Annotated in this window: 23 protein-coding genes; 14 read left to right on the forward strand and 9 right to left on the reverse strand. The window is 60.9% G+C overall.

The features are described from left to right. Positions 1-20: 20 nt before the first annotated feature. The 3 genes from ACE3OH_RS01315 to ACE3OH_RS01325 all read right to left on the reverse strand — a co-directional run bounded on the left by ACE3OH_RS01315 (position 21) and on the right by ACE3OH_RS01325 (position 2,667). Complete coding sequence (locus ACE3OH_RS01315) at positions 21-923, reverse strand: hypothetical protein (protein WP_374347445.1); 903 nt, start codon at positions 921-923, stop codon at positions 21-23. A 533-nt stretch (positions 924-1,456) separates the two neighbouring features. Beyond that, on the reverse strand, positions 1,457-1,882 hold the full coding sequence (locus tag ACE3OH_RS01320; RefSeq protein ID WP_374347447.1) for a hypothetical protein: 426 nt from the start codon (positions 1,880-1,882) through the stop codon (positions 1,457-1,459). Continuing rightward, positions 1,882-2,667, reverse strand: coding sequence for a thiazole synthase (locus ACE3OH_RS01325; protein ID WP_374347449.1), 786 nt, complete (start codon positions 2,665-2,667; stop codon positions 1,882-1,884). The genes ACE3OH_RS01320 and ACE3OH_RS01325 overlap by 1 nt, the downstream gene beginning before the upstream one ends. A gap of 219 nt (positions 2,668-2,886) precedes the next feature. On the opposite strand from ACE3OH_RS01325, the gene ACE3OH_RS01330 reads away from it, so the two are divergent. Next, positions 2,887-3,210: a hypothetical protein gene (locus tag ACE3OH_RS01330; protein WP_374347451.1), complete on the forward strand. Its 324-nt coding sequence runs from the start codon at positions 2,887-2,889 to the stop codon at positions 3,208-3,210. A gap of 11 nt (positions 3,211-3,221) precedes the next feature. Here the strand turns inward: ACE3OH_RS01330 and ACE3OH_RS01335 are convergent, their stop codons facing one another. From ACE3OH_RS01335 to ACE3OH_RS01360, 6 genes are all read right to left on the reverse strand, one after another. Continuing rightward, positions 3,222-3,671: a nuclear transport factor 2 family protein gene (locus tag ACE3OH_RS01335; RefSeq protein ID WP_374347453.1), complete on the reverse strand. Its 450-nt coding sequence runs from the start codon at positions 3,669-3,671 to the stop codon at positions 3,222-3,224. Positions 3,672-3,710: 39 nt separating this feature from the next. Continuing rightward, on the reverse strand, positions 3,711-3,914 hold the full coding sequence (gene thiS, locus ACE3OH_RS01340) for a sulfur carrier protein ThiS (protein ID WP_374347455.1): 204 nt from the start codon (positions 3,912-3,914) through the stop codon (positions 3,711-3,713). A 23-nt stretch (positions 3,915-3,937) separates the two neighbouring features. After that, positions 3,938-6,127 carry a bifunctional (p)ppGpp synthetase/guanosine-3',5'-bis(diphosphate) 3'-pyrophosphohydrolase gene (locus tag ACE3OH_RS01345; protein ID WP_374347457.1) on the reverse strand — a complete coding sequence of 730 codons (2,190 nt, stop codon included), beginning with the start codon at positions 6,125-6,127 and terminating at the stop codon, positions 3,938-3,940. A 73-nt stretch (positions 6,128-6,200) separates the two neighbouring features. After that, the gene (rpoZ, locus tag ACE3OH_RS01350) at positions 6,201-6,410 is read right to left on the reverse strand and encodes a DNA-directed RNA polymerase subunit omega (protein ID WP_374347460.1); all 210 of its coding nucleotides are present in this window, start codon (positions 6,408-6,410) and stop codon (positions 6,201-6,203) included. A 168-nt stretch (positions 6,411-6,578) separates the two neighbouring features. Further along, a complete protein-coding gene (gene gmk, locus ACE3OH_RS01355) occupies positions 6,579-7,196 on the reverse strand; it encodes a guanylate kinase (RefSeq protein ID WP_374347462.1) in 618 nt (205 codons plus the stop codon). A 153-nt stretch (positions 7,197-7,349) separates the two neighbouring features. Next, a complete protein-coding gene (locus tag ACE3OH_RS01360; RefSeq protein ID WP_374347464.1) occupies positions 7,350-8,216 on the reverse strand; it encodes a YicC/YloC family endoribonuclease in 867 nt (288 codons plus the stop codon). A 176-nt stretch (positions 8,217-8,392) separates the two neighbouring features. On the opposite strand from ACE3OH_RS01360, the gene ACE3OH_RS01365 reads away from it, so the two are divergent. The 13 genes from ACE3OH_RS01365 (at position 8,393) to ACE3OH_RS01425 (ending at position 18,107) form a co-directional block, all read left to right on the forward strand. Continuing rightward, positions 8,393-9,370 carry a serine/threonine protein kinase gene (locus ACE3OH_RS01365; protein WP_374347466.1) on the forward strand — a complete coding sequence of 326 codons (978 nt, stop codon included), beginning with the start codon at positions 8,393-8,395 and terminating at the stop codon, positions 9,368-9,370. A 65-nt stretch (positions 9,371-9,435) separates the two neighbouring features. Beyond that, complete coding sequence (locus ACE3OH_RS01370) at positions 9,436-10,350, forward strand: PP2C family serine/threonine-protein phosphatase (RefSeq protein ID WP_374347469.1); 915 nt, start codon at positions 9,436-9,438, stop codon at positions 10,348-10,350. A 117-nt stretch (positions 10,351-10,467) separates the two neighbouring features. Further along, the gene (rph, locus tag ACE3OH_RS01375) at positions 10,468-11,190 is read left to right on the forward strand and encodes a ribonuclease PH (protein WP_374347471.1); all 723 of its coding nucleotides are present in this window, start codon (positions 10,468-10,470) and stop codon (positions 11,188-11,190) included. A 59-nt stretch (positions 11,191-11,249) separates the two neighbouring features. Further along, complete coding sequence (gene dusA, locus ACE3OH_RS01380) at positions 11,250-12,296, forward strand: tRNA dihydrouridine(20/20a) synthase DusA (protein WP_374347473.1); 1,047 nt, start codon at positions 11,250-11,252, stop codon at positions 12,294-12,296. Beyond that, the gene (locus ACE3OH_RS01385; RefSeq protein WP_374347475.1) at positions 12,293-12,934 is read left to right on the forward strand and encodes a TIGR02281 family clan AA aspartic protease; all 642 of its coding nucleotides are present in this window, start codon (positions 12,293-12,295) and stop codon (positions 12,932-12,934) included. The genes dusA and ACE3OH_RS01385 overlap by 4 nt, the downstream gene beginning before the upstream one ends. Continuing rightward, positions 12,934-13,413 (forward strand): hypothetical protein, encoded by a 480-nt coding sequence (locus tag ACE3OH_RS01390; RefSeq protein ID WP_374347477.1) that lies wholly within the window; start codon positions 12,934-12,936, stop codon positions 13,411-13,413. Before ACE3OH_RS01385 ends, ACE3OH_RS01390 begins: the two co-directional genes overlap by 1 nt. Positions 13,414-13,415: 2 nt before the next feature. Next, complete coding sequence (rdgB, locus tag ACE3OH_RS01395) at positions 13,416-14,009, forward strand: RdgB/HAM1 family non-canonical purine NTP pyrophosphatase (RefSeq protein WP_374347479.1); 594 nt, start codon at positions 13,416-13,418, stop codon at positions 14,007-14,009. 193 nt (positions 14,010-14,202) lie between these two features. Continuing rightward, a complete protein-coding gene (locus tag ACE3OH_RS01400) occupies positions 14,203-14,415 on the forward strand; it encodes a hypothetical protein (RefSeq protein WP_374347482.1) in 213 nt (70 codons plus the stop codon). After that, entirely contained in the window at positions 14,415-14,954 is a 540-nt protein-coding gene (locus ACE3OH_RS01405) for a GNAT family N-acetyltransferase (RefSeq protein WP_374347484.1), read from the forward strand. Before ACE3OH_RS01400 ends, ACE3OH_RS01405 begins: the two co-directional genes overlap by 1 nt. A 221-nt stretch (positions 14,955-15,175) precedes the next feature. Beyond that, positions 15,176-16,402: a radical SAM family heme chaperone HemW gene (gene hemW / locus ACE3OH_RS01410; RefSeq protein WP_374347486.1), complete on the forward strand. Its 1,227-nt coding sequence runs from the start codon at positions 15,176-15,178 to the stop codon at positions 16,400-16,402. Positions 16,403-16,740: 338 nt separating this feature from the next. Further along, positions 16,741-17,121 carry a Rid family detoxifying hydrolase gene (locus ACE3OH_RS01415; protein WP_374347488.1) on the forward strand — a complete coding sequence of 127 codons (381 nt, stop codon included), beginning with the start codon at positions 16,741-16,743 and terminating at the stop codon, positions 17,119-17,121. A 75-nt stretch (positions 17,122-17,196) separates the two neighbouring features. Continuing rightward, positions 17,197-17,808, forward strand: coding sequence for a pyridoxamine 5'-phosphate oxidase family protein (locus ACE3OH_RS01420; RefSeq protein WP_374347490.1), 612 nt, complete (start codon positions 17,197-17,199; stop codon positions 17,806-17,808). A 26-nt stretch (positions 17,809-17,834) separates the two neighbouring features. Next, the gene (locus tag ACE3OH_RS01425; RefSeq protein ID WP_374347492.1) at positions 17,835-18,107 is read left to right on the forward strand and encodes a TfoX/Sxy family protein; all 273 of its coding nucleotides are present in this window, start codon (positions 17,835-17,837) and stop codon (positions 18,105-18,107) included. The last annotated feature ends 26 nt before the right edge of the window (positions 18,108-18,133 follow it).

Raw genomic sequence — 18,133 nt, forward strand, 5'->3', positions numbered from 1 at the left:
GCTGGCGATGCGCTCGCTGGCTAAAAGCCGTCGCGTGTCACTTGCGGCAGGAAGGATTCCACCGTACCCAGATCGAGCGCCTGCCCCTGGGTCAGCGTGCCATAGGCGTAGACCCGGCCATCCTTGATTGCCAGCCAATTTCCCGACTGCGGATATTCGCGGTAGTAATAGCCACCAGCGCTGAGCATGACCCGGCCACGATTGCTGAATAGCGTGGGATAGCTTGCCTCGGCCCAATTGAACAGGCGATCTTCGGTACGTATGCCATTTACGCTATAAAACGGCGATTTCGACAGGGCGGCTTTATCGTCTTCGCGCAAATAGGTATTCGGATAGTCATACATGCCGGAAGACATCAAGGCCTTGTGGTCGCAGCTTGGCAATTGTTGATCGCAACCGGGTGGATGTGGTAAACCCATGGCATGACCCAGTTCATGGCCGAGGCCGCCGGTCCAGCGATCAAACTCAAACTGCCATTGGTGCTTGCATTCGTTCACACCGGTGGCGGCGCCAGACAGGCCGTCAACATCCCCTTGTCCCATGATGGTAATTCCCGTGGTACCGGCACCAATATTGTTCTGGGTGCCACATTGCTGCAGTACTGCGGCATACACCACCCAGGTATAGTCAGGGTCGTTATATTTCCACGGCACGCATTTGCTTAATTCTTCGGAAATGGTATCCCAGGGCCGAGCCTGGAAATATCGTTCCGGCAGGCTGGATTTGCACACTTCCACATCGCTCGATGCAATGGAAAAGGTTTTTCCGCCAAGTTGCTTGCGCGACCATTCTTGCAGGTCGATGGTAATGCGCCGGATATTGTCGGTCAGCGTGGTATTTGCCACCTTGTCCGCCGGCAAAAATAGCACCAGGCGCACACCGCTTGCTGCGGGTGCCGCCTGGCCAGGCAAAGCCTGAAGCATGAAAATCAATAAGCAATATATGTGTTTCAATCTATGCCCCAACGGTATGCAATAAGTGCGCTATCTGCGTTCACCGTATCCCCTCCCCAGGGAATACGGCAGCAACGATGATAGGTCGGGATGCGCTGCCGCGCAGCTAAGCATCGCTAACGCTGCTTAATCGTGTGCTAAGCGGAACGGTTTAGAACACGGTCAACGTTTTAGTGAATGCCGATGGTTTCCGCGGAGAGCCTGTTTGCCCTTGGTGGCGCCGAGCATCGCAGTCCAGGTCGGGAGAAGGTGAGGGGCGATCGGGCAGGGCTCCAGGAATACTGGTTTGGGCAGGCGCGTGATTGATGGGGCTTGTGTCCCCGATTGGGATGAGTTTGTGCCTTATAAGGGAGGCAATGCATATGATTGTTGCTGCACTATGGGCAGGACGAGAGCAGGCTCCAGCAGTGGCGTGGAGCTGCCCGATACGATTTGCGGCGAAGGCCGTAAGGCCAAATTGCGGTGAAATATGCGATGGAGGCGAATATGAAGGCGCGGCATAATCATGCCTCTGGGGATTGGATTTCGATTGCAATGTTGGCTTTTTCAGAGCTATCGAAAGCTGCGATATATATCGAAACTAGACCTGTCGCGAGCGGGGTAAATATGAGCGCCGGGATATAGTGTTCTATGAAAGCAATGGTCGCCGCGGTGGAGCTTGCGGAAACGATGCCATAGCGAACAACCGGTTCGAGCCTTGGAAGTGCGAGCTTCAGTCGGATGCGACTTGTTGCTAAATAGCCGAGGCAGATAGCCAGGACAAAGTACGCAGTGCTGAGCAATACCAGCTCGGCCTGATCGTTTTTGGCGCAGGCGGAAATATCAGTTTCTGAAATCTCCGCGGCAAACATTGCTCCAACGATCGCGGCGCATAGCGAAAACCCGGCAAGAATATAACCCGATGCACGCAAACGTGGTTTCAGCTGCATTATCCGCCAATCATCCCCGTAGTCGGCGAACTCGGGCTGGCCGAATACAGCTTGCGTGGCATGCGCCCGGCCAGAAAGGCTTCGCGGCCGGCTTCCACGCCGAGCTTCATGGCGCGGGCCATGCGGATCGGGTCTTGCGCGGCGGCGATTGCCGTGTTCATCAGCACGCCATCGCAGCCCAGTTCCATGGCAATGGCGGCGTCCGATGCGGTGCCCACGCCAGCGTCGACAATTACCGGCACCTTGGCCGATTCGATGATCAGCTTCAGATTCCATGGGTTGAGAATGCCCATGCCCGAGCCGATCAGGCTGGCCAGCGGCATGATGGCGCAGCAGCCGATTTCTTCCAGCTGGCGGGCCATGATCGGGTCGTCCGAGCAGTACACCATCACATCGAAGCCGTCTTTCACCAGGGTTTCGGCCGCTTTCAGGGTTTCGCTCATATTCGGGAACAGGGTGTGCGCGTCGCCCAGCACTTCCAGTTTCACCAGCTTGTGGCCATCGAGCAGCTCACGCGCCAGGCGCAGGGTGCGCACCGCCTCGTCGGCGCTGTAGCAGCCGGCAGTATTGGGCAGATAGGTGAATTGGCTGGGCGGCAGATAGTCGAGCAGGCTAGGCGCATTGGCATCCTGGCCAATATTCACCCGGCGGATGGCGACCGTGACGATCTGGGCGCCCGAGGCATCAATCGCGGCGCGGGTTTCGGCAAAATCCTTGTATTTGCCGGTACCTACCAGCAGGCGTGAATGGTATTCGGTATCGGCGATGCGAAACGGCTTGCTCATGATCGGCTTCCTGCTTGGGGGAAATGGGCAGGATTTTAACCGAGGCGAGCGGTGACAGGTCGTTCCGGCGTGCGGCTTGGGTCGGTTTGTTCCAAGGTTTGGCCGCCTCATGCCCATGCCTGGCGAATTCATCGCATGACTGCGGCGAGCTGTGGTGGGGATTTGCGACGATGTTTCCAGCGCCCAATAACGGTCGCAGTTTCATTCGAGGAGAGTCCCATGCCCTATCGCTATTTACTGCTGATTTGTCTTGCCGCCGGCCAAGCCCATGCATTTACCAATATTGAGCTATCTGGAAAGCCGAAGGAATTCATTACCGCCGAATCTACCAGCAAGCCTTTATTGCCGACTTTGCAGGAAAACATCCCGGAGGGCTGGTCGGTGGTGTTGCGCGGCGAGCCCGTTGCGCCGCCTGCGGTGCAGGTGCAGGGCGGTGCGACCTGGCTGGAGAATCTCGATAAAGTCGGGCGCGATGCGAATCTGCACTTTCGTATCGATGCGCGGGAGATGCGGGTAGTCGTCGAACAGGCGAATGGCGGTTGAGGCGCAAAAGACTATTTGGCGGGAGGTATGCGGGTGTTCTGGTCATGAACCAGCAGCCAGCGCTTGCCGCGCCGCTCAAATAGCAATGTCAGGTAGTAGTCGAGGTGATAAGGCTGCCTGGCCTCATCCACGTCGTCATAACCCACTTTCAGGGTGGCCCAGCCAACGGCTCCGCGTTGTGCCTGGGTCACTATCTGGTAGGTCCATTTCCAGTCGGTTTCGCTCAACCAGTCCCGCATGGCTTCGCGGTATTGTTGTGCGCTATCGCTGAGTCGACCATTGGGCAGGATCAGCGTCAGCTTGCCGCTATCCGGCACCGTGTCGAACAGGGCACTGCTGTCGCGCCGGTCGATGGCATCCAGGTGCCTTTGCAGGGTTTGGGCGAAATGGCTCTCAGCCTGTGCGGGTAAAGCGGCATGCAAGGCGCAGGCAAAGGCGAATACAGAGAGGCAAGAACGCATGGTGGTCGGCTTTATTGGTGGGAGGGGGCAGAGCTAGGCCTAGCCGCCGCCAACGGCAACCACGATTTCCAACTTGTCGCCGGCTGCCAGCATCGTGCCGCCATGCAGGCTTTTCGGCACGATCTCGCCATTGCGTTCAATGGCAATACGGCGGCCGGTGTGGCCCAGTTGCTCGATCAGGCCCGATAGCGTCAGTTCGGCAGGAATCTGGCGGGTTTCGCCATTGACGGTAATGGTTATCACGCGGGTATCTCTGTTTGCAGAATTCAGGCTTGCGAAGCGGGGCCTTTGAGGCGCTGGATGCGCACCACGGTTTCCAGGCTGCGCAGCGACTGCATCACGCGGGCCAGATGGCCACGGTTTTCCACCTGCACGGTAAAGGCGATCTCGGTGTAGTCGTCGCCCTTGTCCTGGTTGCTCTCCATACGCACATTGTCGATATTGGCGCCGCCTTCGGAGATGGCGGCGGCAATCTGCGCCAGCACGCCACGTTCATGCATGGCCAGTACCTTGATCGGTACATCGAACAATTTGCCGGATGAGACATCCCACTCCACTTCCAGCAGCTTTTCCGGGTCGAGGCGGCCGTTGCGGACGATTTGCGGGCAGTCGTGGGTGTGGATCACTAGACCCTGGCCCTGCTTGATCAGGCCAATGATCGGGTCGCCCGGAATCGGGTTGCAGCAGCGGGCAAACTGCACCGCCACGCCTTCGCTGCCTCGGATCAGGATGGGCCCGGTCTTGCCCTCGCCCTCGGCCAACAGGCCGGCGAGGGTGAGCAGGCGCTGTGCCACTACCACGCCAAGGCGCTTGCCCAGGCCGATATCGGCCAGCACCTCGTCGCGCTTGCTGGGCGCGTTTTCGCGCAGATAGCGATCCCAGGCGTCTTGCGGCAATTCGATGCTGTCATTGAGCAGGCCGCGCACGGCCTGGGCCAGCAGGCGCTCGCCCAGCTGCACCGCCTCTTCATAGCGCATGGTTTTGATGAAGTGGCGGATATGCGAGCGCGCCTTGCCGGTCACCACGAAATTGAGCCAGCCCGGATTGGGGCGGGCATGGGCGGCGGTGACGATATCCACCTGATCGCCGGTCTTCAGCACACTGCGCAGCGGCACCAGATCGTAATTGATGCGGGCGGCAATGCAGCGGTTGCCGATATCCGAATGCACCGCATAGGCAAAGTCCACCGCGGTTGAGCCCTGCGGCAGGGTGAGGATCTTGCCCTTGGGGGTGAAGACATACACCTCGCCGGGGAACAGGTCGACCTTGATATGTTCGAGAAACTCCACCGAGTCGCCCGACATCGACTGGATTTCCAGCAAAGACTGCAGCCACTGGTGGGTTTTTTTCTGCACATCGCCAAAGCCTTCGTCGCCGGACTTGTACATCCAGTGCGAGGCCACGCCCGATTGCGCCACCTTGTGCATATCGTGGGTGCGGATCTGCACCTCGATCGGCGTGCCATAGGGGCCGGACAGCGCGGTATGCAGGCTCTGGTAGCCGTTCGGCTTCGGTATGGCGATATAGTCCTTGAAGGTGCCGGGGCGCGGCTTGTACAGGCCATGCAAGGTGCCGAGCGATAGATAGCAGGTCGGCACATCCTTGACGATGACGCGAAAGCCGTAGATATCCAGCACTTCGGAAAAGCTCAGCTGCTTTTCCTGCATCTTGCGGTAGATGCTGGCCAGGTGTTTTTCGCGGCCGTAGATGGTGGCCTCGATGCCGGCTTCGGCCATCTTCAGCTTGATGGCGTCGAGTATCTTGCCCACCACCTCGCGGCGATTGCCGCGCGCCGATTTGAGCGCCTTGCTCAGCACCTCGTAACGCTTCGGATGCAGGTAGCGAAAGCTCCAGTCTTCCAGTTCCTGGTAAATGGCATGCAGGCCGATGCGGTTGGCAATCGGTGCGTAGATTTCCAGCGTCTCGTTGGCAATGCGCTTTTGCTTGTCTTCGCGCATGGCATCGAGCGTGCGCATATTGTGCAAACGGTCGGCCAGCTTCACCAGAATGACGCGCACATCGCGCGCCATCGCCATCAGCATCTTGCGAAAGTTTTCGGCCTGCGCTTCTTCCTTGCTCTGGAATTCCAGCTTTTCCAGCTTTGACAGGCCGTCGACCAGATCGGCAATATGCTTGCCGAAGCGCTCGCTCAATTCCAGCTTGGAGACGCCGGTGTCTTCCATCACATCATGCAGGAAGGCGGCAGACAGGGCCTGCGCGTCCAGATGCAGGTCGGCCAGGATATCGGCCACCGCCAGTGGATGGGTGATATACGGCTCGCCGCTGCGCCGCGCCTGGGTCTTGTGGCATTCGGCGCTGAAGCGGAAGGCGGCTACCAGGCCGGGCAGATCGTCCGGTTTCAGATAGGCCGCTGCCTTGGCGAACAGGGTGTTCGCATCCCGCGCCACGCTGGTGGCGTATTCGTCGGGTACCGGCAGTTCAGCGGCGCTGATCATATTTACAAGCCTAGGCTGGCACGCCAGAGGCACAAAAAGCGGGCCGGGCCCGCTTTTGCCTTGGCGCGGCCGCTTAGCTGCGGGCGCGATTGAGAATCTCGATACCGATCTTGCCGGCGGCCAGCTCGCGCAGTGCCAGCACGGTCGGCTTGTCACGGCCGGGCGCCTCAACCAGCGGGGAGGAGCCGTTCGCCAGCTGGCGGGCGCGGTAGGCGGCAACCAGGGTCAGGTCGAAACGGTTGGGAACGCGGTCGAGACAGTCTTCTACGGTGATACGGGCCATGATGGGTGCTCCAGAAAAAAGCGCATTGCTTGCTAAAAAATACGGCGTACGGCTAAGTCAAAAACCACTTCAAACTCAGATCTTGAACCACAGGGAACATGGAGGACTCGGACGAAAGCGAGGCTCACACTGACTGTGGTTCAAGCCGTGACGTTCTTGGTGCGAACCTCAGCCCTTTTGCAGGCTGGCGATCAGCTCGGCATGGCGTTCGGCCTGAGCGGCCATGCGGCAGCGCTCGGCGCGGACAATGCCGATGATGTCGCGCACGGCGATGTCGATATGTTCGTTGATGATCACATAGTCAAACGAGCTGACCTGGGCGATCTCGCCGCGGGCATTGGCCAGCCGGCGCAGGATGGCCTCCTCGCTATCGGTGCCACGGCCGCGCAGGCGCTGCTCCAGTACTTCGGATGACGGTGGCAGGATGAAGATGCCGACCGCATCAGGAAAAGTGCGGCGAACCTGCTGGGCGCCCTGGACGTCGATCTCCAGGAGGATGTCCTGGCCGGCGGCCATCGCCTCGGTGATCCAGGTCTGCGAGGTGCCGTACAGATTGCCGTGCACCTCGGCATGCTCAAGGAAATCGCCATGGTTGACCATGGCGACAAATTGTTCACGGCTGACAAAGTGATAGTCGCGTCCGTCCTGCTCGCCATCGCGCGGTGCGCGGCTGGTAAAGGATACCGACAGCTGCACGCGGGAGTCGGCCGCCAGCAGGGCTCGCACCAGCGTGGCCTTGCCCGCTCCGGAGGGACCTGCGACGATCAACAGCTTGCCCTTGCTCATGGCTTATCTCGCTGAATTCGTTGGGTTCATGGCAGCGTAACACAATCCGCTACGCGGCTCACTTTGCCGCCAAGCGACAAGGGCTGCGAACGGGCTGCCAGAACAATGGGTTGGCTATGGCTGCAACCGTCAGTTTTTGACGATATGGCCGCTTTATTCAATGTTTTGTACCTGCTCGCGCATCTGCTCGATCAGGACCTTTAGTTCCAGCGAGGCCTGCGAGGTCTCCACCGCTACCGATTTGGAACCGAGTGTATTGGCTTCGCGGTGCAGCTCCTGCATCAGGAAGTCGAGACGCTTGCCGACCGCGCCGCCGGCCTTGAGGATGCGGCGCAATTCGCCCAGGTGGGCCACCAGTCGGGTCAACTCTTCCGCTACATCGATCTTTTGCGCGAACAGCGCCACTTCCTGACGTACCCGGTCATCGTCGACGCTGCCGAGCGCTTCTTGCAGGCGCTGTTTGAGCTTGTCGTCATAGGCGGTAATGATGGCCGGCAGGCGCGGCTGCACTTCGGCGACGATGGCCTCCATCTTGCCGATGCGCTCGATCATGCTGGCAACCAGCTTGTCGCCTTCGCGGCCACGGGTGGCGGCGAAGTCGGCCAACGCCAGATCCAGCAATTCCAGCGCGGTTTGCTGCATGGCTTCAGGTGTCACCGAATCGGTGGCCAGCACGCCGGGCCAGCGCAGTAGCTCACCCATTCTCAAGTCGCCAGCCTGAGGGGCAATCTCGCGCGCTTCGGCGGCAAGGGCAATCAATTGTGCCAACAGGGCCTTATTCAGTTGCAGGCGCGGCTGGGTCTCGGCGCGGGCGGAAAAGCCCACCCGGCAATCGAGCTTGCCACGCGATACCTTGCCAGCCAGCTTTTCGCGAATCAGGTTCTCGATCTGCCGCAGCTCTTCCGGCAGGCGCAGGTTCAGATCAAGAAAACGGTGGTTGACTGCACGTAGTTCCACGCTGAGCAAGCCGCCGGCGAGTTCACGGCTGGCAACGGCATAGCCGGTCATGCTGAGGATCATGTGGGCTCCGAATTGGGCTTTATTCACAAATTACCCGGTACTGCCATGCATCCGGGGGCGGTGCCGCTTTACTTTGGGCCGTGGCAAAACCACAATCCACGGGTGTACAGGCCTGTTCCAGTTCCAAACAGCTTCGTTTGAGGCCGGAATGTTATCACACCCCTCGCAAAGCCCCGATGCCGCCCCCAACCAATATGCCGCTTGCACGCGGCTACCAATTGCTCAATTACACCATCGTCAAGCAGTTGTCGGCGGGTGGTTTCTCCATTGTCTACCTCGCCCACGACGAGAATGACAAGCCGGTGGCCATCAAGGAATACCTGCCCAATGGCCTGGCCTTGCGCAGCGAGGGGGACCGGGTGCTGGCTACTTCTGCCGACAATCTGGCCCTGTTCCGCCATGGCATGAAATGCTTTTTCGAAGAAGGCAAAACGCTGGCGCAGATCAACCATCCCAATGTGGTCAGCGTGGTCAACTTCTTCCGCGCCAATGAAACCGTCTACATGGTGATGGAGTACGAGCGCGGGCGCACCCTGCAAAAGGAAATCCAGCTGACCGAGGGCGGCGTGAAGGAAAACATGATCCTTTACGTGTTTGTGCATCTGCTCAACGGCCTGCGCGAAGTGCATCTGAAGAAGATGCTGCATCTCGATATCAAGCCGGCCAATATCTATATCCGCCGCGATGGCTCGCCGGTGCTGCTCGATTTTGGCTCGGCGCGCGAAGCGCTCAATGAGTCGATCAATAAATTCACCCCGATGTATACCCCCGGCTTTGCCTCGCCCGAGCACTACGCCAACCGTGAGCGCATGGGGCCGTGGAGCGATATCTACAGCATTGGCGCCACCATTTTTGCCTGCATGAGCGGCCTGGCACCGCAAGCGGCCGACCAGCGCATGCGCGAGGACAAATATCAATCAGTGAAAAAGCTGTGGGCGGGCCGCTACCACTCCGATCTGCTGGAGCTGGTTGACTGGTGCCTGCAGCTGGATCAGCTGGCGCGGCCACAAAGCGTGCGTGAAGTGCAGAAGCTGCTGCTCGATATCGCCGCGCGCGGTCCGCAGCGCAAGACAAGCAGCCTGTTTACCGACATCAAGACGACGATGACGCGCCTTGGCAAGTTCAAGCTTGGCGGGCGCAGCCAGGACAAATAACGCGCCCGATCGGCGCGGACAGCCCCTTGCATGGGGCGCGACACAGAACAGACAGGCACACCAAGATGAAATTCACCATTTTTCAGGAAACCCGGCGCGGGGCACGCCAGTACAACCAGGACCGCATGTGTTACTCCTACAGCCGGGATTCGCTGCTGATGGTGGTGGCCGACGGTATGGGCGGACATTTGCACGGCGAAGTGGCCGCGCAGATCACCGTGGAGTTGATGGCCGAGCTGTTCCAGAAGAAGGCCAAGCCGGTGATCCAGAATCCGCACCAGTTCCTCAGCGATGGTTTCGAGAAGTGCCACGACGCCATCCTTAACTACGCCGCCAACCATTCCTTGCTGGAAACGCCGCGCACCACGGTGGTGGCGGCCATCATCCAGGATGGCATGCTGTACTGGGCCCATGTCGGTGATTCGCGCCTCTACCTGGTGCGCGATGCCAAGCTGGTGGTGCGCACGAAGGATCACTCCAAGGTGCAGCAGATGGTTGACCTGGGCCGGCTCACCGAAGAGGAAGCCGAGCGCCATCCGGAAAAAAACAAGATCTACAACTGCCTCGGTTCGATGTTCCCGCCCGATGTGGAAATCGGCGGCAAATTGCCCTTGATTGATGGCGACACCGTGCTGCTGTGTACCGACGGCCTGTGGGGCGGGGTAACCCAGCCGGAGCTGGAGCAGATGCTGACCGGCTACCCAGCCTTGTATGCGTTGCCGCAGCTGCTGGATCGGGCCGAAAATCGCGGCGGTGTGCATGGTGACAACCTGACCGGCGTGGCGGTGAACTGGCATGACGAGGACGACACCTCCACCGAGCTGCTATCCACCCATCGCCTGTCCGATGGCGAAGTGACTACCCGGCTCGATACCCTGAATGCCCACAAGGCAATACGCGGCAACAAGGATATTTCCGAGGCCGATATCGAAGCGGCGATCAACGAGATCCAGAACGCCATCAAAAAGTATTCGAAATAGCGGCTTGTTGCGGCGCCATCCCTTTGCGTGCCCGGCCGATGGCCGGGCTCATTCATGATTGATCAGGGTCAGCTGCCTGTCATTGCAGGCGCGACCCGACTTCTCGAGGCTAACACCATGCGACCATCCGGCCGTCACGCCCAGCAACTGCGTGCTTTCCGTCTTACCCGCCAGTTCACCCGCCATGCCGAGGGCAGCGTGCTGGTGGAGATGGGCGACACCAAGGTGATCTGCACTGCCAGCGTCGAAGAAAGCGTACCGCCCTTTCTCAAGGGCAAGGGTGAGGGCTGGGTGACGGCCGAATACGGCATGCTGCCGCGCTCCACCAATACGCGCATGAAGCGCGAGGCGGCCAGCGGCAAGCAAAGCGGCCGCACCCAGGAAATCCAGCGCCTGATCGGCCGCAGCCTGCGCGCGGTGGTCGACCTCAAGGCGCTGGGCGAGCGGCAGATCACCATCGACTGCGATGTGATCCAGGCCGACGGCGGCACCCGCTGCGCCAGCATCACCGGCGCCTTTGTGGCGCTGGCCGATGCCGTCAGCAAGCTGATCCATGACGGCAAGCTGGCCGCCAGCCCGATCCGCGACCATGTTGCCGCCGTGTCGGTCGGCATGGTCAATGGCGAGGCGGTGCTGGACCTGGACTACCTGGAAGACAGCGGTTGCGATACCGATATGAATGTGGTGATGACCGGCGCCGGCGGCTTTGTCGAACTGCAGGGCACGGCAGAGGGCGCGCCATTCAGTCGCGCTGAAATGGATGCGCTGGTGGCGCTGGCCGAGGCGGGCATTGCTGAATTGATTGCAGCGCAGCGAGTGTCCTTGGCGCAGGCACGCTGAGCCTGGGCGATCGACCCAATCGGCTCCTTGCCGTGTCGATTGCAGGTTTTTGAGGGACAATGCAGCTTTTGTTCCTTGCGAACCATGGTGTGCCAGTGAGTCAGCTTCAGCAGTTGTCAGTAAACAAGTCCAGTGTCCGGCGCGTCTGCGTGGCACCAATGTTGGACTGGACGGATAGGCATTACCGTTTCTTTCTACGGCAGATTTCGCGGCACGCCTTCCTGTATACCGAGATGGTGACAACCGGGGCGCTGATCCATGGCGATCGCCATCGTTTTCTCGATTACTCCGACATCGAGCATCCGGTAGCCCTGCAGCTGGGCGGCTCTGATCCGGCTGACCTGGCCACCTGCGCGCGCTTGGTTGAGCAGTGGGGTTACGACGAGGTCAATCTCAATGTCGGCTGCCCGAGTGAGCGGGTGCAGTCGGGGGCGTTTGGCGCCTGTCTGATGGAAGAGCCGCAGCTGGTGGCCGACTGCGTGAAGGCGATGCGCGATGTGGTGAGCATTCCGGTGACGGTCAAGCATCGCATCGGCATCAATGAAGTCGAGCATTACGAATACCTGCGCGATTTTGTCGGCACGGTGGCGGCGGCCGGTTGCGAGGTGTTTATCGTTCATGCCCGCAATGCCATCCTCAAGGGACTCAGCCCCAAGGAAAACCGCGAGATTCCGCCGCTCAAATACGACTATGTGCACCGCCTCAAGCGCGATTTTCCGGGTTTGGAGATCATCCTCAATGGCGGGCTGAATGACTGGGATGAGATCGATGCACAGCTCGACCAGGTCGATGGCGTGATGATAGGCCGCATGGCCTACCATGATCCCTACCAGTTTGCCGCTGTCGATGCCCGCTACTATGGCGATGCCGGCCCGGTGGCAAGCCGCGCCGAGGTGGCGCGCGCCTTGATGCCGTATATTGCCGAGCGCATGCAGCAAGGCCGCAGCGAGCCCAAACATATTGTCCGCCATGTGCTGGGCTTGTATCAGGGCCGGCCGGGCGCCCGCACCTGGCGGCGCATGCTGTCCGACAGCAAATTGCTCAAGGGTGCCGGGCCGGAGCTGATCGAGGCCGTACTGGCCGAAGTGGAGAGGGCTGCAATATGACCAGGTATTTCCGTATTGTGCTTGCCGCGCTGGCGAGCCTGCTGGCCGCGGCCGACCCGTCGCTGATCGCTATCATGGGCAGCAAGGCGGCGCTGTCGATCGAGGGCAAGCGGGTGATGCTGGCGCCGGGCGAATCGGCCAAGGGCATCAAGCTGATCGCCATCCAGGATGAGGCGGTGGTGCTCGAGTCCGGCGGCAAACGCAGCACAGTGCGGCTGGGCCAAGATTTCTATGCTGGCGGTAGTAGCGGCGGCCCGTCCAGCGGTGGCAACCGCGCGGTGTTGTTCAATGGCGGCGATGGCCACTTTATGGCCGATGTTGCCATTGGCAATGGCGTTGTGCGCGGCATGGTCGATACCGGTGCCACCATGCTGATGCTGTCGGGCCGGCAGGCGCAGCAGATGGGGGTGAAGCTCGAAGGCGGCCGGCTGGCTGGCGTCTCTACCGCGCAAGGCAATGATGTGGTGATGCATATCACCATTCCGGAACTCAGGGTGGCCGGTATTCCGCTCTACAACGTCGATGCAGTGGTATCGCGCGGCGATTTCCCGCCGGTGGCGTTGATCGGCATGAGCGTGCTCAGCCATTTTTCCATGCAGCGCGATGGCGACAGCATGGTGCTGGTGAAGAAATACTGATGCCTGCCACAGCGCAAACGCCCCTGCGGCAATGGGCCATCTGGTCGCCGGCCATGGCCGGTGTGGTATTGCTGGCTATCGGCTTTGGCGGCTTGCTCACGTCCAGCTGGCCGCGCCAGCTGCTCGGCCTGTATGCCGCGCTGGCCTTGCCCTTACTATGGTGGCTGTCGGCCCGGCTGGGGCTGATGCTGTGGAGCGATGGCCAGTCCTTGTGTTGGCGCTGGGGCGTGTTGCGCCACGGCCGAGTCCACCGCCTGCCGCTGACCGAGATTGCCACGGTCGAGGTACAGACCTTGCCCGATCAACCGCGCCGTGCGGTCCGCATGCTCGACGGCGTCGAGCTGCATGGTGGCAACTTCACCCCCAAGCTCAATCGCGGCCTATTGGTCAGCTGTCGCGATGGTCGACGTTACGGCTTCGGCCTGCCCGAGCCGCGCCGTTTTGCCGACGCGCTGCGTCAACAACTTCCGAGCCCCTAGCCATGAAACAACTGGTACTCGCCAGCAATAACGCCGGCAAACTTCGTGAATTCCAGCGCCTGTTTGCGCCGCTGGCCATCGAGCTGATTCCGCAAGGCCAGCTCGGGGTGAGCGAGGCGGAAGAGCCGCATGCCACTTTCGTGGAAAACGCACTGGCCAAGGCGCGCCATGCGGCGCGTGCCACCGGCCTGCCGGCACTGGCTGATGATTCCGGCATTTGCGTACCGGCGCTGGGTGGCGCGCCGGGCGTGTACTCGGCGCGCTACGCTGGCGAGCCGAAGTCGGATGCCCGCAATAACGAGAAACTGGTGGCCGATATGGCGGGCCAGGCTGACCGGCGGGCGTTTTTCTATGCGGTGCTGGTGCTGGTGCGCCATGCCGACGATCCGCGCCCCTTGATCGCCGAAGGCCGCTTCGATGGCGAGCTGATCGCCGAGCCTCGCGGCGCAGGCGGTTTCGGTTACGACCCCTATGTGTGGGTGCCAACACTGGGCAAAACCGTGGCCGAACTGAGCCCGGAGGAAAAGAACCCGATCAGCCATCGTGGCAAGGCTTTGGCGGAGCTGCTGGAAAAACTGCAGGCGGAAGCGTTGTAGGGCTAGGGATGTGTACAAACAAACCTTGAACCACAGAGGGCACAGAGAACACAGAGGGAGCACGGAGAGAAACGAGAACATGGGCAACGAAGACTGCGATTTGTCTCGCTTTTCTCTGTGCCACCTCTGCGCCCTCCGTGTCCTCTGTGGTTGAAGATTTTGCCTTTGCAGCAAGCGTAGGAGGATGTAGGCAATGAGTAACTGGCCGAAATGGCTGAAGGACGACGGCTCGGTGGTGAGCTGCTTCGAGAAGGTCAAGGTGATGGAAGAGAATCTCAACGAGATCCGCCAGATGACCCAGGACGCCTTCGAGGACGGCCTGTTGATGGAAGTGGCCGAGGCGCAGATGCGTGAGGCCTTGCACCGCATGGTGGACGAATTGCTCAATCCCTATGACAAGCGCTGATGGACCCGGCACACGCGGATAGCGCGCCACGCAGCATCACCATCCGCCAGGCGACGCTGGCCGAGCGCGAGGCGGTGGCCAATATGGCGGAGCTGTATCTGCACGATCTGTCGGAATTCTGGGTGCTCGATGTCGATGAGCGCGGCCGTTACCACTACATCGATACCGATAAATACTGGAATCTGCCCCAGCATTTTGCCTATGTGTTCCTGGTCGATGAGCGCTACGCCGGTTTTGCCCTGGTGAACAACGATGTCTGCCAGCCCGGCAACCAGTGGTGGATGGCGCAGTTTTTTGTGATGCGCCGCTATCGCCGCCTCGGCGTGGCACGGCAAGCCGCCCGGACGATTTTCGACGCAATGCCGGGCCGCTGGGAGGTCGGGCAGATCCCGTCCAACCTGCCGGCGCAGGCGTTCTGGCGGCAAACCATCGCCGACTATACCGGCGGCCACTTCGAGCAAGCCTGGCGCGATGACGAGGTATGGCGCGGTGCGCTGCAGTGGTTTGACAATACGGGGCAGACCAGCGTAACGCCCTGAAGCCCGACGTTTTCCTGCCCCTCGCCTTTGGCGCCATCAGTGAGCCAGCTTTTTTCGTTCGCCGCAGGCCGGATGTCGGTTCTGGTAGGTCGGGATTTATCCCGACAATGATTGTGAGGGGTAGCGCTGTCGGGATAAATCCCGACCTACTGGTCAGTTTCTCGCTTGAATGCGCCGGGAAACATCATTCGCAGTGAATTGTTCAGAGTTTTCCCAACACCATGACCGAACGTAAACCGATCTATCTGCAGGTGGTGGGCGCCGCCCGGCCGGTATCAGCAACTGCCGCTGCCGGCTGGCAGCTGGCTGCCCTGCCGCCCTTGGCCCTGTATATCCACTTCCCCTGGTGCGTGCGCAAATGTCCGTATTGCGACTTCAATTCGCACGAAGCGCGTGGCGGCTTTGACGAGGCCGGCTATATCGCTGCCTTGCTCACCGATCTGGAGCACAGCCTGCCGCTGATCTGGGGGCGACCCATACACACCATTTTCATGGGTGGCGGCACGCCCAGCCTGTTTTCGCCCGAGGCAATGGACAGCCTGCTGGCTGGCATTCGCGCCCGCGTCAAATTGCTGCCCGATGCCGAGATCACCCTGGAAGCCAACCCGGGCACGGTGGAAGCGGACAAGTTTCGTGGCTACCGTGCGGCCGGCATCAATCGCCTGTCGATCGGCATCCAGAGCTTCAATGCCGAGCATCTGCAGGCCATCGGCCGCATTCACGGTGCCGACGAAGCGCGCCGCGCTGCCGCATTGGCCGGTGAGGTGTTCGACACCTTCAATCTGGACCTGATGTTTGCCCTGCCCGGGCAGACGCTGGCGCAAGCGCTGCAGGATGTGGAAACGGCGCTGTCGTTCGCGCCCAGCCATCTGAGCTGCTACCACCTGACCCTGGAGCCGAATACCTATTTCCACCGCTATCCGCCCAGCTTGCCCGATGACGACACGGCGGCCGATATGCACGACGCTATCGAGGCGCGGCTGGCGCAGGCAGGCTTCGAGCATTACGAAACCAGCGCCTATGCCCGCTCCGGCCATCGTGCACGCCACAATGTCAATTACTGGCAGTTCGGCGACTATCTCGGCATTGGCGCCGGCGCCCATGGCAAGCTGAGTTTTCCCGATCGCATCATCCGCCAGCAGCGCTACAAGCAGCCTGCGGCGTATCTGAAAGCGCTGGCCGAGGGCAATGCGGTGCAAAGCGAGGCAGCCATCGCCGAGCAAGAGCTGCCGTTCGAATTCATGCTCAATGCGCTGCGCCTGGCCGAAGGCTTTGCTACCCCGTTGTTTGCCGAGCGCACCGGACTGCCGCTGGCGGTGCTGGAGCCGCAGCTGGCCGAGGCGGCCCGGCTTGGGCTGATCCAGCGCGATGCGCAGCATATTGCGCCGAGCGAGGCAGGGCGGCGCTATCAGAACCAGCTATTTCATTGCTTTTTGCAGGACGACTGAATCTTTGCCGGCACCAGTAAACCTGGTTTGCTGTTCCCCCATCGAGGCACGCTTGCTTGATGCGAAATCAGCTCCACTCCCTCTCATCTCGTGGGGGAGGGCCGGGGAGCGGGGGCGTCCGAGCACCAAGCTTGGTCCGGGACTGCGCCCGAACACCGGTTTTGAAGTTGAAGTTTGAAGCGACAAACCCGCCACCTGAATGTTTTGGCCATGGGAGCGGCCGTCGCGAAAAAACGGTATCTTCGCGGCGCAAGCTGCTCCCACGAAGTGCAAGCTTTATCCAGCAATCAAAAAACTGCGGCCAGCGCCGCCTATCTACTCAAGCCAGGAGACTGACCATGTCCAAGCAAATCATTCATTCCGATCACGCCCCCAAGGCCATTGGCGCCTATTCGCAGGCGGTCAAGGTCGGCAACACCGTCTATCTGTCGGGCCAGTTGGGCCTCGACCCCGCCACCATGGAGCTGGCCGAGGGCTTTGAAGCGCAAGCGCATCTGATGTTCAAGAATCTGCGTGCCGTGGCCCAGGCCGCTGGTGGCGATCTGAAGGACATCGTCAAGCTCGGCGTGTTTGTCGTCGATCTGGCCAACTTTGCCAAGCTCAATGACATCATGGGCCAGTATTTCGAGGCGCCGTACCCGGCGCGCGCCGCCGTGCAGGCGGCCGCTCTGCCCAAGGGCGGCTTGGTGGAAGCCGATGCGGTAATGGTGCTGGGCTGATCCACTCGCCTCGGCTGCACCGGGAGCGGGCTGCCCGGTGCAGCGGCCAAACCGACTGCCGGAAGGGTTACCCGTATGCCTACCCATATCATCAGCACGACCGAGCAACTCGATGCCCTGTATGGCGAGGTCGGCGCGGCGTCGCGGATCAAGGAGACGAACACCATCCATCCGCACTACCGCGCCATGATCGCGGCCTCGCCGTTTGCTGTTCTCGCCACCAGCGGCCCGGATGGGCTGGACGCTTCGCCGCGTGGCGATCCGGCCGGCTTTGTGGTGGTGGAGGATGAGACCACCTTGCTGTTGCCGGAGCGGCGCGGCAATAACCGGGTCGACAGCTTGCGCAATCTGCTCAGCGATCCGCGCATGGCGCTGCTGTTCCTGATTCCGGGCTTGGGTGAAACCCTGCGCGTCAATGGCCGCGCCACCATCTCGGTGGCGCCGGATCTGCTCGACCGCTTTGTCATGCAGGGCAAGCCGCCCAATTGTGTGCTGGTGATCAAGGTGGAAAGCGTGTTCTTCCAGTGCGCGCGTGCGATACAGCGCTCCGGGCTGTGGCTGCCAGCGCATGAACGGCCGCGCTTGCCGACGCCGGGGCAAATCCTCGAAGCATTGACCGAGTCGGCAATCGATGGCCGGCAATACGATGCCGAGCTGCCGGCCCGGCAACGCGCCACCCTGTATTGAGCATGCGGCCGAACGAGGACAAAGCCATGCATACGCTGGCCAATCTGGGAAAAGCCTCTGCCGCCATGCTGGCGCAGGCCGGCATCGAATCGGAAGCGCAATTGCGTGAGCTGGGCGCCGTTGCCGCCTTTCTGGCGGTAAAGCGCGCCGGCGCCAAGCCGAGCCTGAACTTGCTGTGGGCGCTGGAAGGCGCTTTGAGCGGCAGGGACTGGAAGCAGGTAGCCCGAGACGATCGCACCGCCTTGTTGATCCAGCTCGATTGTCTGTCCGCCGACGCTAGCCACGGCGCCGCACCTTGATTTGCCGGCAGCCCGGGCCGGGTTGC

Source organism: Chitinimonas sp., assembly GCF_041904975.1.
GTDB lineage: Bacteria > Pseudomonadota > Gammaproteobacteria > Burkholderiales > Chitinimonadaceae > Chitinimonas.